Source organism: Bradyrhizobium sp. Pha-3, from assembly GCF_042258325.1.
GTDB lineage: Bacteria > Pseudomonadota > Alphaproteobacteria > Rhizobiales > Xanthobacteraceae > Bradyrhizobium > Bradyrhizobium elkanii.
Genome location: NZ_CP170151.1, coordinates 8,211,923 through 8,226,186, shown reverse-complemented (window position 1 = coordinate 8,226,186; position 14,264 = coordinate 8,211,923). Strand labels below are relative to the sequence as shown.

Annotated in this window: 10 protein-coding genes and 2 pseudogenes; 10 read left to right on the top strand and 2 right to left on the bottom strand. The window is 65.0% G+C overall.

Annotated features, from left to right (window positions below; genetic code table 11):
• Positions 1 to 12: 12 nt before the first annotated feature.
• The 7 genes and pseudogenes from ACE10X_RS39340 to ACE10X_RS39310 all read left to right on the top strand — a co-directional run.
• A pseudogene (locus tag ACE10X_RS39340) lies at positions 13 to 483 on the top strand (DUF932 domain-containing protein); the annotation flags it as partial.
• 124 nt (positions 484 to 607) lie between these two features.
• Positions 608 to 1,501: an ArdC family protein gene (locus tag ACE10X_RS39335; protein WP_018268912.1), complete on the top strand. Its 894-nt coding sequence runs from the start codon at positions 608 to 610 to the stop codon at positions 1,499 to 1,501.
• A 338-nt stretch (positions 1,502 to 1,839) separates the two neighbouring features.
• Complete coding sequence (locus ACE10X_RS39330; protein ID WP_375763676.1) at positions 1,840 to 3,984, top strand: ParB/RepB/Spo0J family partition protein; 2,145 nt, start codon at positions 1,840 to 1,842, stop codon at positions 3,982 to 3,984.
• Between the two features lie 98 nt (positions 3,985 to 4,082).
• Positions 4,083 to 4,496 (top strand): hypothetical protein, encoded by a 414-nt coding sequence (locus ACE10X_RS39325; RefSeq protein WP_038388857.1) that lies wholly within the window; start codon positions 4,083 to 4,085, stop codon positions 4,494 to 4,496.
• Between the two features lie 275 nt (positions 4,497 to 4,771).
• Positions 4,772 to 9,097 (top strand): strawberry notch-like NTP hydrolase domain-containing protein, encoded by a 4,326-nt coding sequence (locus ACE10X_RS39320; RefSeq protein ID WP_375763675.1) that lies wholly within the window; start codon positions 4,772 to 4,774, stop codon positions 9,095 to 9,097.
• Positions 9,097 to 10,165, top strand: a pseudogene (locus ACE10X_RS39315) (toprim domain-containing protein). Before ACE10X_RS39320 ends, ACE10X_RS39315 begins: the two are co-directional and overlap by 1 nt.
• A 331-nt stretch (positions 10,166 to 10,496) precedes the next feature.
• Entirely contained in the window at positions 10,497 to 11,426 is a 930-nt protein-coding gene (locus ACE10X_RS39310; RefSeq protein WP_018268906.1) for a DUF2493 domain-containing protein, read from the top strand.
• A gap of 73 nt (positions 11,427 to 11,499) precedes the next feature.
• On the opposite strand, the gene ACE10X_RS39305 is transcribed toward ACE10X_RS39310, so the two are convergent.
• On the bottom strand, positions 11,500 to 11,709 hold the full coding sequence (locus ACE10X_RS39305) for a hypothetical protein (RefSeq protein WP_016839907.1): 210 nt from the start codon (positions 11,707 to 11,709) through the stop codon (positions 11,500 to 11,502).
• 312 nt (positions 11,710 to 12,021) lie between these two features.
• On the opposite strand from ACE10X_RS39305, the gene ACE10X_RS39300 reads away from it, so the two are divergent.
• Together ACE10X_RS39300 and ACE10X_RS39295 are read left to right on the top strand one after the other, a co-directional pair.
• Positions 12,022 to 12,189: a hypothetical protein gene (locus tag ACE10X_RS39300; protein ID WP_018268905.1), complete on the top strand. Its 168-nt coding sequence runs from the start codon at positions 12,022 to 12,024 to the stop codon at positions 12,187 to 12,189.
• A 146-nt stretch (positions 12,190 to 12,335) separates the two neighbouring features.
• Positions 12,336 to 12,776 (top strand): hypothetical protein, encoded by a 441-nt coding sequence (locus tag ACE10X_RS39295; protein ID WP_018268904.1) that lies wholly within the window; start codon positions 12,336 to 12,338, stop codon positions 12,774 to 12,776.
• 275 nt (positions 12,777 to 13,051) lie between these two features.
• On the opposite strand, the gene ACE10X_RS39290 is transcribed toward ACE10X_RS39295, so the two are convergent.
• Positions 13,052 to 13,330, bottom strand: coding sequence for an HU family DNA-binding protein (locus tag ACE10X_RS39290; protein WP_026191857.1), 279 nt, complete (start codon positions 13,328 to 13,330; stop codon positions 13,052 to 13,054).
• Positions 13,331 to 13,924: 594 nt separating this feature from the next.
• Here ACE10X_RS39290 and ACE10X_RS39285 point away from each other — a divergent pair.
• The gene (locus tag ACE10X_RS39285) at positions 13,925 to 14,062 is read left to right on the top strand and encodes a hypothetical protein (RefSeq protein ID WP_162136685.1); all 138 of its coding nucleotides are present in this window, start codon (positions 13,925 to 13,927) and stop codon (positions 14,060 to 14,062) included.
• Positions 14,063 to 14,264 lie beyond the last annotated feature (202 nt).

Below are 14,264 nucleotides of genomic sequence, written 5' to 3'. Positions count from 1 at the left end.
TGGAGATGACCCATGACCCAAGTCGAAGTTCTGAGCGCTGCCCGCGACCATGTCGGCGGCTACAAGATGGACGCGACCCGCGGCGAGCGCGTCCGCCGAGTATCGTCGGAATGGTTCTCGCGGCCAGCGGACGAGCGCTATCTATCCTTGTGGGACCTCTATGCCACGGTGCGTAGACGGACCGAGCGAAGCCGGACCCGAACGCTCGAGAGCGCTGCGATCCGGGTTGAGGCCGCCGCGACGATGCCGAGCGCCTCGCTCTGCTGCTATCCGGCTCCGGCGCGCCGACTCACTGGAGTTTCGGCCAACTTGTCAGCTTGGCCGAAGCCCCGGCGGCTTACCTCCGTCAGCTTCCGGCGCCCGCTCGCTGGCATCAACCTGCAGTTCGGCCTCAACTCTCATCGAGCCGAGCAGCTCAAGACGCTCGAGATAGAGGATGGTCGCGTCGAGCTTCGCGCCGCTACGGGCCCCAAATATGGCCGTTATCTAAACTGTCAAGCTGACTCTCCAGCTTTTCACTGATCCCTTCCCGTCGACGTTGAGCCTGACGCCGCCCGCAAGCGGTGGCGATCCCGTGCGCTCGCGTCGCTCCCAAGGAGCTATCACGATGTCTTCCAGGATGCAGTCCGGAGCCCGTGCCGATGTTTACACGCGCATCACCGCCGAGATCATCGCGGCAATCGAGCTAGGTGCAGGCGAGTGGCGTGCGCCGTGGTTCCACAACGGGACGAGTGTTGCCCGCCCAACCAACGTCGCTTCGGGCAAGCGCTACCGGGGCGTAAACACGGTGGCGCTCTGGGTCGCAGCCACGGCCAGCCATTACAGCGATGGCCTGTGGGGCACCTATCGGCAATGGCGGCACGCTGGCGCGCAGGTGCGCAAGGGCGAACGCGCTACCACTGTTGTGCTATGGAAGCAGGTCGCTCCATCCGAGCCGGCTGACGACGATGACGGTGATAATGGCGGCCACCGGCGGATGTTTGCTCGAGCATTCTCGGTGTTCAACGTCGCTCAGGTGGACGGATACGAGCGCCCTCCGACGAACGTCCTTCCAGAGAGCGAGCGCCTGGCGCATGCGGAAGCTTTCATCGCCAACCTCGGGATCAAGACTGTATTCGGCGGATCCGAGGCTTACTATCTCCCGTCATCGGACACGGTATTCATGCCGGACTTCGCGTCCTTCCGCGATGCCGCTTCATTCTATGCTGTCTGGCTGCATGAGGACGGCCATGCCTCAGGGGCAAAGCACCGGCTTGACCGCGATCTGTCGGATCGGTTCGGCTCGGCTGCCTATGCCGCCGAGGAATGTTGCGTGGAGATTCTCAGCGGGCTTGTCCTTGCTGATTTGGGCATAGCCCATTATCCGCGTCCCGATCACGCAGCGTATATTGCGTCGTGGATCGAAGTGTTGAAGGACGATCCTCGGGCTATCTTTACTGCCGCCGGCAAGGCGCAGCAGGCCGCCGACTGGATGCACGCGCAGCAGCCCCGTATCTGCTGAGGAGCGTCAGACTTCATCCGCAGTCCCCGACGAGACGGATGCATACCACTCTCATTTTCCTCTTGTCGCTGGCACGTTGTAGCAGGGCGCGGACCTGAAGATGCTGGGCGATCACGTTCTCCAGCTGGAAGTCCGCGCGAAGAAGCTGTTCGACCGCGCAGCCTGAAACCCGGAAAGCCGGAGATGCGCAACGGCGTGTCTCCGGCTTCGTGCCATTCCGCTTTTTCTGATCGTCGGGTTGCGGCGCTGCCTTGAGAGGAAGAGGGCGGCGCTGCGCTTCGTGACGGCTTGGAGGCCCAGAGAGAGCCTTTGGGTCGGGCCGTCGCGGAGTATCACCCATGGCTACTGCCGTTCGGAAGATCACCCTGTCGTCCTCGCGCGACATTCCCTTCAACAAGCTGGTGCTTAGCCAGTCAAACGTACGGCGTGAGAAGGCCGGCGTCTCCATCGAGGAGCTGGCCGAGGACATCGCCCGCCGTACCTTGCTCCAGAGCCTCAACGTCCGGCCGGTCCTCGACGCCGAAGGCGCCGAGACCGGCATGTTCGAGATCCCGGCCGGAGGACGTCGCTATCGGGCACTGCAGCTGCTGGTGAAGCAGAAGCGCCTGGCCAAGACCGCGTCGGTACCTTGCGTCGTGCGCGATCCGGCGACCGACGTTCTCGCCGAGGACGATTCGCTCGCCGAGAACATCCAGCGTGCGCCGCTGCATCCGCTCGACCAGTTTCGTGCCTTCCACGCTTTGCGCGAGAAGGGGCAGTCCGAGGAGGACATCGCGGCTGCCTTCTTCACGTCAGTCAACGTCGTGAAGCAGCGCCTGCGCCTCGCCTCGGTTTCGCCCGCGCTGCTCAACGTCTATGCCGAGGACGGCATGTCGCTCGAGCAGTTGATGGCCTTCACCGTCACCGCCGATCACGGCCGTCAGGAGCAGGTTTGGCAGGCTATCTCCGGCTCTTGGCACAAGGAGCCCTATCAGATTCGCCGCATGTTGACGGAGAAGACCGTGCGCGCGTCCGACCGGCGAGCCGTGTTTGTCGGCCTCGACACCTACGAGGCGGCCGGGGGCATGGTGCTGCGCGACCTGTTCCAGTCCGACGACGGCGGCTGGCTCGAGGACGTCGCTCTGCTCGACCGTCTGGTCACCGAGAAGTTGAAGGCGGAAGCGGAAACGATCGCCGCTGAAGGTTGGAAGTGGATCGAGGTCGCGATCGACTTCCCCTACGGCCATACGCGTGGTTTGCGCGAGCTGGATGGCGTATCCACCGGTCTCACCCCCGAAGAGCAGACGACCATCGAGGCGCTCAAGGCCGAATTTGCCAGGCTCGAGGCCGAGCATGACGGCGCGGACGAGCTGCCCGACGAGGTCGACCAGCGTCTTGGCGAAATTGAGACGGCTCTCGCCGCCTTCGACGACCGACCCATCGTCTATCAGCCGGCCGACATCGCCCGCGCGGGTGTGTTCGTCGGCATCGACGCCGAAGGCACGCTCTTGGTTGATCGCGGTTACGTCCGGCCTGAGGACGAGCTGCCCGTGGCCGAGCCAGAGCAGAACAGCGATGGCGAACCCGCCGCCGCAGCCCTGGACGGCGCCGAACCATTGGCACCGGCTATCCAGCGCGCCGTCATCATCGTCGGCGGGCAGCATGCGGAGGCCGAGGATGACGATGATGATGCGGTGAAGCCGCTACCGGACCGCCTGCTCACCGAGCTCACAGCGGAGCGGACTTTAGTGCTGCGCGACAAGTTGGCGAGCACGCCTTCAGTCGCCTTCCGGGCCGTGCTGCACAAATTCTGCCTCGACGTCTTCTCCCGCTATTCCTCCTACGGAACGGCGATGGAGGTCTCAGTGCGTAGCGCCAGCTTCCCGGTTCAGGCGCAAGGGCTGAACGACACGCCGGCGGCCAAGGCGATCGACGCGCGCCACAGGACGTGGGAGGAGCGTCTGCCCAAAGACAAAGCCGATCTCTGGGACTGGCTCAACGGCCTGACGGGCGACGAGCAGGCGGCGCTCCTTGCGCACTGCGCCTCCTTCGGCGTCAACGCGCTCTACGAGAAGGGCGACCGCTACGGTGGCGGCGCCACGCCGCACATCGTCGAGCAGCGGATCACCGAGGCCGATCGCATCGCGAGGGCCGTCGATCTCGACATGGTGGAATCCGGGTGGCGCCCGACCGTCGAGAATTATCTCGGCCGGGTTCCGAAGCGCCGCATCCTGGAGGCGGTGCGCGAAGGCGCCGGCGAGCAGGCCGCCCAGCTCATCGAGCATCTGAAGAAGGGTGACATGGCCAAGGAGGCCGAACGCCTCCTGGCCGACACCGGCTGGTTGCCCGAGCCACTGCGAATGACCGGCACCGACCAGGTGGCGACCGTCGATGCCGCGGAGGACGGGGGCGATGGCGCGATGCTGCCGGAATTCCTCGCCGGCGACGACGAGGAAACTCCGGCCGATGAAGCGGACGAGCCGCCCATGATCGCGGCCGAATAGCTCGACCACGCGGGATGGCTTCGGTCATCCCGCGTTTTTTCACTGCCATTCACCCCAAAGCCTGGCGCGAGCCGTGCTTTTGCATTCTGGAGGCTCTCGTGCCCCTCTTCACCATCGAGACGACCTATCATTTGCCGATCTATCGGCAGCGAACCTACGAAGCCGAAACGCTCGACCAGGCCTGCGATCTTGCGATCGCCGACGAGAGCTGGGACGACGACAAGTCGGACGTTGAATCGTCCGGCGAGACCTATGTTACCGGTGCCTGGGAAGGCCGCGACGCCGCCTATAGCGGCCCGCGCCTGCCGTTTCCCTCACGTTTCGGCGAGCAGGTCCAGCGCAAGGCCGGCCATTTCGAGGTGCTGCTCGGTCTGCTCAAGATACTCACCCACCCGCCGGAACCAGGCACAGTGGATGTCGAGCTTTGGCGCCGGCGGGCGGACGCCGCCATCGTGAAGGCCGAGGCCATTCTCGCGGGCGAAAATGATCCGATCGAGGGAGCTGCGTCGTGACGAAATACATCGTCACTATCGTCGAAGGCGAGGCGAGCTACCTCGCGGAAGCGGTCACCGCCGCCGCCGACCGTCGGGGGTCGCCGTCTCGGCAATTCGGATACTGAGGAACGCTCTGTGCGCGGCGCGCCGCCATCCGGTGGGGCGCCGTTTCTCATGTCGGGCACGGCCGTGATGCTGAGAGGGAGAGGACGGCCCGGGACGGGTTTGAGCCGGTGCGGTCAGAGAGAGCGCCGATCGGCTCGCCCGTTCCCGCTCTCCTGAAGGCTTCCTCCATGACTGACCTTTCCCCGATCGCGGCCGACCAGCTCGCGCCGATCCCGCCTGTTCGCGCTTCCGAGAGCGCAATCATCGCTGCGGCTGAACGGCTCATCCCGCATCTCGATCGCGGCCAACGCATCGACGCCGCAATCCTGCGCGCCGCGATGGAAGTGGCTTTCGGCGCATCCGATGCGACGGGCGCCTGGGACTGGAAGATGGCCTATGACGCTTGCGAGGTCACCACCGTTCTGTTCCTGCGCAAATATGGAAAGGCGCTTTTCCGCAAAGCGAACTCTACGGCTTCACGACTTTCCGCTTTGGACAAGATCGCGGGGCTTCTGCCGACCCACACGCGCCGCTCTGCCGAGAGCGAGACTTTTCAGCAATACTCGACGCCGATCCCGCTCGGCCTGGCAGCGCTCACCGCGGCTGCCATCACGGCGGCGGATCGCGTGCTGGAGCCGTCCGCAGGCACCGGGCTGCTTGCCATCCTCGCCGACATTGCCGGCAGCGGGCTCGTGCTGAACGAACTGGCCGAGAGCCGGGCTACGTTGCTCTCTTCCCTCTTTCCGGCCAGTTCCGTCACGCGCTTCGACGCGGCCCAGATCGACGATCACCTCGATCCCGCGGTGGTCCCAAGCGTCGTGTTGATGAACCCGCCGTTCTCGGCGATGGCGAACGTTTCCGGCCGCATGGCCGACACGGCGTACCGTCATATCGCCTCGGCGCTGGCGCGTCTCGCCGATGGCGGCCGGCTGGTCACAATCACCGGCGCCAACTTCTCACCCGAAGCCTCAGCCTGGTGCGACGCCTTCGCCCGATTGCAGGAGCGCGGCCGCGTGGTGTTCACAGCTGCGATCGCCGGTGCGGTCTACGCTAGGCACGGCACCACGATCGAGACGCGCCTCACCGTCATTGACAAGGTGCCTGCCGATGACCCGAACGCGTTCCCGGCGTCGCCGGGAATGGCGCCCGACGTCGCGACGCTGCTCCGCTGCATCGGCGAATACGTTCCACCTCGCCTGAGCGTGGCGTCAACCAGCGCGCGTCCCATGTCAGCGTCGACAGCGCCTCGCACTGTGCGCAGTTATCTGGGGCGGGCCGCTGCACAGTCGGTCAAGGCCCCGGTTGCCGATCCCGAAGCGGTTGAAATCGTTTATGAGACGACCGATTGGACGCCGCCCGAGGGCGCGCGTCTCAGCGACGCCATCTACGAGGAATACCGGCTCCAATCGATCCGGATCCCCGGTGCGCAGCCGCACCCGACCAAGCTGGTGCAGTCGGCCGCGATGGCCTCGGTCGCGCCGCCGAAGCCGAGCTATCGGCCGCGCCTGCCTGCTGCCCTTGTCAGCGAAGGCCTCCTGTCCGACGCCCAGCTCGAGACGGTCATCTATGCTGGCGAGGCGCATGATACCCACCTCGCCGGCACCTGGACTGTTGACGAGACCTTCGACCTCGTCACGGCCGGGCGCGACGACGCACCGAACGCCGTCCGCTTCCGTCGAGGCTTCATGCTCGGCGACGGGACCGGCGCCGGCAAGGGTCGCCAGGCCGCCGGCATCATTCTCGACAACTGGCTGCACGGCCGGCGCAAGGCGGTCTGGATCTCGAAGTCCGACAAGCTGCTCGAGGACGCGCAGCGCGACTGGTCGGCGCTCGGCATGGAGCGTCTGCTGGTCACGCCGCTCTCTCGCTTCCCTCAAGGGCGCGAGATCCGGTTGGCCGAGGGTGTCCTTTTTTTAACCTACGCTACGCTGCGGTCCGACGACCGCGGCGAGAAGCTTTCGCGCGTCCGGCAGATCGTTCAATGGTTGGGCTCCGACTTCGACGGCGTCATCATTTTCGACGAGAGCCATGCCATGCAGAATGCCGGTGGCGGCAAGGGCGAGCGGGGCGATGTCGCGCCCTCGCAACAGGGGCGTGCCGGCTTGCGCCTGCAGCATGCGCTGCCCAATGCCCGCGTCGTCTATGTCTCGGCGACCGGCGCCACCACGGTCCACAATCTCGCCTACGCCCAGCGGCTCGGCCTGTGGAGCGGCGAGGATTTTCCGTTCGCCACGCGCGCCGAGTTCGTCGAGGCGATCGAGGAGGGCGGCGTCGCGGCGATGGAGGTGCTCTCCCGCGATCTTCGCTCGCTCGGTCTCTATACTGCACGCTCGCTCTCCTATGACGGTGTCGAATATGAGCTGGTCGAGCACCAGCTCACCGACGAGCAGCGGCGCATCTACGACGCCTACGCCGGTGCCTTCAGCGTCATCCACAATCACCTGGACGCGGCAATGCAGGCCGCCAACATCACGGGCGAAACCGGCACGCTCAACCGTCAGGCGAAGTCGGCCGCGCGCTCGGCCTTCGAATCGGCAAAGCAGCGCTTCTTCGGCCATCTGCTCACCAGCATGAAGACGCCGACCCTGGTCCGCTCGATTGAACGGAATTTGGCCGAGGGCCATGCCGCCGTCATTCAGATCGTCTCGACCGGCGAGGCGCTGATGGAGCGGCGGCTCGCCGAGATCCCACCTGAGGAATGGAACGACGTGCGCGTGGACATCACGCCGCGCGAGTACGTGCTGGATTACCTCGCTCACTCCTTCCCAGTGCAGCTCTATGAGCCCTTCACCGACGCCGAAGGCAATCTTTCGTCCCGGCCCGTCTTCCGCGACGGCCAACCGGTCGAGAGCCGCGAGGCCGTCGCCCGCCGCAATGAGCTGATCGAGCGGCTCGCTTCGCTTCCGCCCGTTCCCGGCGCGCTCGACCAGATCGTGCAGCGGTTCGGGACGGACCTCGTGGCGGAAGTGACCGGCCGTTCGCGGCGCGTGGTGCGTAGGGGTGACCGCCTTGCCGTCGAGAACCGTGCCGCCTCCGCCAATCTCGCAGAGACCGCCGCCTTCATGGATGACTTCAAGCGCATCCTCGTCTTCTCGGAAGCCGGCGGCACGGGTCGCAGCTACCACGCCGAGCTCTCGGCGCGCAATCGCCGGCTTCGTGTCCATTATTTGCTCGAGCCGGGCTGGAAGGCCGATGCCGCGATCCAGGGGCTTGGTCGAACGAACCGCACCAACCAGGCGCAGCCGCCGCTGTTCCGCCCCATTGCGACCGACGTCAAGGCGGAGAAGCGCTTCCTTTCGACCATTGCGCGCCGGCTCGACACGCTGGGTGCCATCACGCGCGGCCAGCGCCAGACCGGCGGCCAGGGTCTATTCCGGCCCGAGGACAATCTTGAGAGCCACTACGCCCGAGACGCGCTGCGCCAGCTCTATCTGCTGCTCGTGCGCGGCAAGGTCGAAGGCTGTTCGCTCCAGACCTTCGAGGACGCCACAGGCTTGAAGCTCATGGATGCGAACGGCATCAAGGACGAGCTGCCACCGATCACGACGTTCCTGAACCGGCTGCTCGCGCTCACCATCGACCTGCAAGGCTTGCTGTTCACGGCCTTCGAACAGTTGCTGAACGCCAAGGTCGAGGGCGCTATCGCCCGCGGCGTCTATGATGTTGGGCTGGAGACATTGCAGGCAGAAAGCTTCGTCGTCACCGACCGGCATCCGATCTACACGCACCCCGTCACCGGCGCCGAAACCCGGCTGCTCACGATCACCGAACGCCGGCGCAATCATCCCATGACGCTTGATCAAGCGCTCGATTATCTCGCCGATCCTCGGGCGGTGCTGCTGGTCAACGAGCGCTCGGGGCGTGCCGCCGTGCAGATTCCGGCGCCAAGCTTCATGCTCGATGACGGCGAGATCGAACGCCGCGTGCGGCTGATCCGCCCCATGGAGCACCATCACGCTTCGATAAAGATGATGGACGAGAGCCACTGGCAGCCTGCGGATCGCGAGACGTTCGCCGCAGCCTGGAACGGCGAAGTCGTCGACGTCCCCGGGTTTGCTGAGAACACCCTCCACATCGTCTCTGGTTTGCTGTTGCCGATCTGGAAGCGACTGCCGAACGAGTCGACCCGGATCTATCGGCTCCAGACCGACGAGGGCGAGCGCATCATCGGTCGCAGGGTCCCGCCAGCCTGGGCGGCGAACGCTTGCGCGACCGGCGCCAGCAACTTGACGCCACACGAAGCGTTCTCGGCGCTGATGGAGGGGCGCACCGTGCTCGACCTCGCCGAGGACCTGCAGCTCCGTCGTGTCCGCGTGATGAGCGTCCATCGCATCGAGCTGTCGGGCTTCACCGATGCGATGCGCGATCGGCTCCGCGCCTACGGCCTCTTCAGCGAGATCATCTCGTGGAAGCTGCGTATGTTCGTGCCATCAGATGCGACCGGCGTCGCGGTGTTGGCGAAGGTGCTCGACCACTATCCGCTCAAGCGCATTGGCGAGCGGGAGGCCGCCTGATGACCGGCGACGCCGCCTCCGAACTGGCCCGCCGTCTCGCGCGTGACGCCGAGGCGGTGTGCCGCCATTACCTGTCCAACGGAAGGCGGAAGGGCCGCTACTGGACAGTGGGCGACGTCCGCAATACGCCCGGCAGGTCGATGTTCGTCCGGCTCAGCGGGCCGGAATCCGGACCCGGCGCCGCCGGCCATTGGCGAGATGCCGCCTCGGCCGAATTTGGCGATCTCCTCGACGTGATCCGCGAGAGCTGCGGTTTCACTCACTTTCGCGACGTCGCCAATGAGGCACGACGCTTTCTAAGTCTGCCGCGTCCAGAACCGGAGCCAGAGCCAAATCGCCTCCGGTCGAGAAAATCGCCCGCGCCCCTCGGATCGCCAGAGGCGTCGCGGCGGCTCTTCGGCGTGTCGCGGTCGATCGCAGGCACACTCGTAGAAGCGTATCTCCGCAATCGCGGCATTACGGCTTTGCACGAAACCGGAGGTCTGCGCTTTCACCCGCGTTGCTACTACAGGCCCGACGACCACAGCGCGACCGAGACCTGGCCGGCGATGATCGCCGCCGTCACCGATCTCTGCGGCCACCTGACCGGCGCGCATCGCACCTGGCTTGACCCCGGAGGCTTCAACGAGACGACGCTCGGCAAGGCGCCGATCGACGCGCCGAAACGGGCGATGGGCGACCTGCTTGGTCACGCCGTTCGATTTGGCGTAGCTGGTGAAGTCATGGCGGCCGGCGAGGGCATCGAGACGATGCTGTCGCTCCGATGCGTCTTGCCGACCATGCCGATGGTCGCAGCCCTCTCGGCGGCGCATCTCTCAGCCATCCTTTTCCCGGAAACGCTGCGCCGGCTCTACATCGCCCGGGACGACGATCCTGCCGGTGACGGCGCCATGGCGACCTTGATCAATCGGGGGCAGGAGGCCGGGATCGAGGTAATCGTGCTCTCGCCACGGCTAGGCGACTTCAACGAGGATCTTCGCCTGCTCGGAATTGACGCCCTTCGGGCCGCGAGCCGCGTGCAGATCGCGGCGCAGGACATCGCGCCGCTTTATTGAGCTGGCGGCATAGCCGGAACGGGGATGAGGTGCGACGCAGCCGCTCCGTTATCGCGAGGCCGGTGGTCCTGCTTCCCCTCAACGCCGGAGAGGACCGCACCCACGGCCTTCTGAGAGGGCGATCGGGCGGCAAGCGGCTCGGACCGGCAACCTCGTGGGCCGACTATTTTCCGTCGGCGGCAGAGCCGCCTTTACATCGCGAGGCAAAATAGTCGGCCCCCTTCGGTCCTCCGCTACCGCTCCCGCCCACAGCTCGCGCTGCGGGTGCAAGTCCGTTCCGCCCGCCGCTTTCGTCGCCATGAAGGCCGCGATGGGCGCGGTCGATCCGACGAGGGAAAGCCGCAATGACCACCGACCACAACGACGATTTCGAGCCGCACCACGGCTCATCCCCGACCGACCAGGTCCTCCAGGAACTCCAGCTCTATGGCTACCGTCCCTTCCACGATGAGCCCGATCCCCGGCAGCTCCCAGAGGCGCGAGTCCTCGCCGGCAGCATCGCCGACATCTTCGATGCCCTCGTGGTGGCGCTGTCCGATACCCGTCTTGAGCCCGACCTCGGAGACCTGCTCTGGTCGACAGTGAACGTCTTCCATCGTGCCATCGACAGGATCGAGCGCGAGCTCGACGACAACGAGCTGGCGCAGCAGCGGTCGCAGCGGGAGCAGGATGGCAGCGAGATCAAATCCGTCGAGCTGGAACGACTGACAGCGGAGGGGCAGACGCTGATCGAGAGACGCAACGCCTTCGAGCTGATGCGCGACCAGGCCGCCGATGGGTTCGAACGCCACACCCGCTCAAGCTGGCGGCCGCGAAACGGCTCGAAGGTCAACCACCGCAATCTAACCTCCGCGATGATCGACAGCCGCGACTTCCTGGCCGCGAGGAAGCGTGCCGACAATCAGGTGCTCATGCCGCCCGGACCGAAAGTCGCGCTGACCGGCGGTCTCGACTTCAACGATCACCGGTTGATCTGGGCCAAACTGGACCAGGTGCACGCCAAGCATGCGGACATGGTGCTGCTGCACGGCGGATCGCCCAAGGGCGCCGAGTTGATCGCCGCCAAGTGGGCCGACAACCGCAAGGTTCCGCAGATCGCCTTCAGGCCCGACTGGACCAAGCATGCCAAGGCCGCTCCGTTCAAACGCAACGATGCGATCCTCAACGAGCTGCCGATCGGGGTGATGCATTTCCCGGGCACGGGAATTCAGGACAACCTTGCCGACAAGGCAAAGAAGCTCGGCATCCCGGTCTGGAGGTTCGGCGGCGCATAGGCGCCGCTCTCGCTTCTATGCGTGATACATGAAACCGGAAAGCCGGATGGCCGGCTTTCCGCAACGCCGCTTTTCAGTCCGGCTCACCCGTTACGGCGATCCGCGCCACACGGGCATAGTGCGCCAACTCCGCATCGTTCTCGATCAGATCGTCGAGCAGGGCCTTCATGTCGCTCTGGTCAGACACCGATTGAAGCGGCCCCGGCTGCCGCTCGATCGCCAGCACTGCAATGGCGAGCGCCTTCTTCACCAGATGCAGGTCGCGCTCCGTGAATTCCGCCATGGCGCCTCTCTCCATCATGCCAAGTCGCAATGCACTTTAACCGATCAGCCAACGGCTGATGAAGGCAACGATATGCGCCGATGCAGCAGGTTGCGAGACACGTCTCCTGCCGGCGGGCGCCACCCCGCGTCTATCGGCGCTGATCCTTGGTCGGACCGAGAGGCCTGACGCCATCAACCCACAAGGGGTCGGCTTACGCGTGAGCGTGCCGCCGCTCCGTCTTCGTCTGCGCGGTGATTGCGGCCCTCGGCCCGACACATCGGGCGCCTGTCGCGCGGGGATGGTCCCCGCCTCAGCACAGGAGCCGGATCAATGTCTCAAGCCCTCGCATTCGCCAACGGCTGGAATCTCGCCACCACTCTCATGGTCTGTGTCGTCGTCTTCCAGTCTGGCACAGGCGCCTACGGCGTCATGCCGTCCGGTGAGTACGATGGCGATCCCGCCGCCATCGTTCACGAATTCGATCCCTTCCAACCATGAAGGTGCATCGCTACGCGAGTTGGACTGCGCAAGGCCAGCGGGATTATCGCTCCCGCTGGCGCCTGTCTGCAGCTATACTCATTCTCGCGCCGAGGTGGTGGTGGAAGGCGCGACCGTCAGGCCTTTATCGCACGGAGCCCACCACCATGACCATCTTCGGACCACTGCTCGTTATCCTCGCTATCGGCTTCTTCGGCTGGCTGCTCTTCACGCTTGCCGTCTGCGCATTGCCCTTCTTCGCTGGCGTGACGATCGGCATGTGGGCCTTCCATACGGGGGCTGGCGTGCTCGGCGGCATCGCGGTGGCTCTCGTAGCGGGCGGCGCAACCTTCGGCATCGGCCAACTCGCGCTCGCCTTCGTGACATGCACCTGGCTCCGGCTCCTGATCATCCTCCTCTATGTTGCGCCCGCTACCTTCGCCGGTTACAGCGCGGCGCACGGAATCGCCCAGATTGCGATGCCTTCACCCGCCTGGCAGACGATTTTCGGGGTCGTCGGGGCCATTGCCGTCAGCATCACGGCCTTCGTCCGCCTCACCGGAATGGCCGCAGGCGGACCAGCCAAGCAGCGCTTGGCGCGTGGCTGATATCGGCACGACGATGGGGCCCGTCCAGGCATCCAGGCTGGCACCAAGCCTTCATCATCGAGCCTGCGCTAAGCGCGGCTTAGCGCTGATGGTGCGAGCGCGGAAACAGAGATCAAGGAAGACACTGTGGCGACCATCAACACCTTCCGGAAGGCCGGCAACAACGAGTTGACCGGTCCGATCCGCACGCTCGCCTTCCTCAAGGCACGGCTGGTCCGCATCGAGAACCCTCGGACAAGGGGGCCAACAAGGGGCCCGGCCTTGCGCCCCTGCCTTTAGCCGTTCAGCGCATCCTTGAGGGCCTTGGCCGGCGCGAACGTCAGTTTCCTCGCCGCCGCGATCTTGATCGCCGCGCCAGTCGATGGATTGCGGCCTTCGCGCTCCGGGGTGTGCTTCACCTTGAACTTGCCGAAGCCCGGCACATTGGTTTCAGCGTCGCTCGCCGCTGCATCGGCGATAGACTTGAAGACACCGTCCACGATGGCCTTGGCTTGCGCCTTTGGCAGATTGTACGCCTTGGCGATCTCGTCGGCGATTTCAGCGGAAGTGGTCATGGTGTGGCGTTCCTCGGGGATGTCGGTTGCAATCGGCTGCATGCAGCCTCGGCGCTCTCCGCATAGAGGAGCGCGCATCGCAGCCACGTCAAGACGCGGCCTGGCCGCTTGCGCGAATTATCCCATAGATTCAGCTTAGGTCGGCAGCTTTCGCGACGGGGTCTGGCGCGCAAGCCGGCGATTGGCTGCATTCTTCTGGGTGATGGCCGGAGCGAGCTCGTCACAATTAGCGCGGTTCTTTTGTAGCGCGCGCTTAATATCGGCGAGTTCAACCAATCCAAAATGCCTTGCAGTGGCAGACTTTCGAACTCGCTGAAAACGAAAAACCCCGGCATGAAAGCCGGGGCCCCGTGATGCCACGGCGTACATCCGGCCGCGACGATCAGGCGACAGATTGTATGTGGTTCTTGAAGAAAATGTGACCTTCGCCGCCGTCGCTCTTGAATATCGCGCCAATCAATCGACGATCACACACTGTTCCATCCGCGCGCCACCCTGCTCCGGTATAAGATATCCACGTCACAAAGGGCATTCGTGAGGTTGCGTCGGGCCCGCCACCGACGCCGGTACGGCGTCACGTATGGAATTGTCCAGATGGCGATGCCTTCACCGACCTGGTACACAATATCTGCTGCCGTCTGTGCGATTGCCGTCAGCACCACGGCGTTCATCCGCTTCACCGGCATGACCGCGCCCGAACCAACAGGGCTGATCTTGCCGGGAACCTGCTAGCGTCACACCGGAAGGCTGGACTGGATCAGGCACCCAGAGTGCTCGCGGTCCTTGTCTTTGAAGCCGGATTGAGAGCGGCCTAAGCGTCGAGGCTTGACCGATCATCGCAGAGAGGCAGATACGATGGCGATCGTTGTGAGTGATCGACCAAATAGCGGCGGATCACAGGTACGGCCGGCGACTCTCGTGAGCGGAGCGTGTG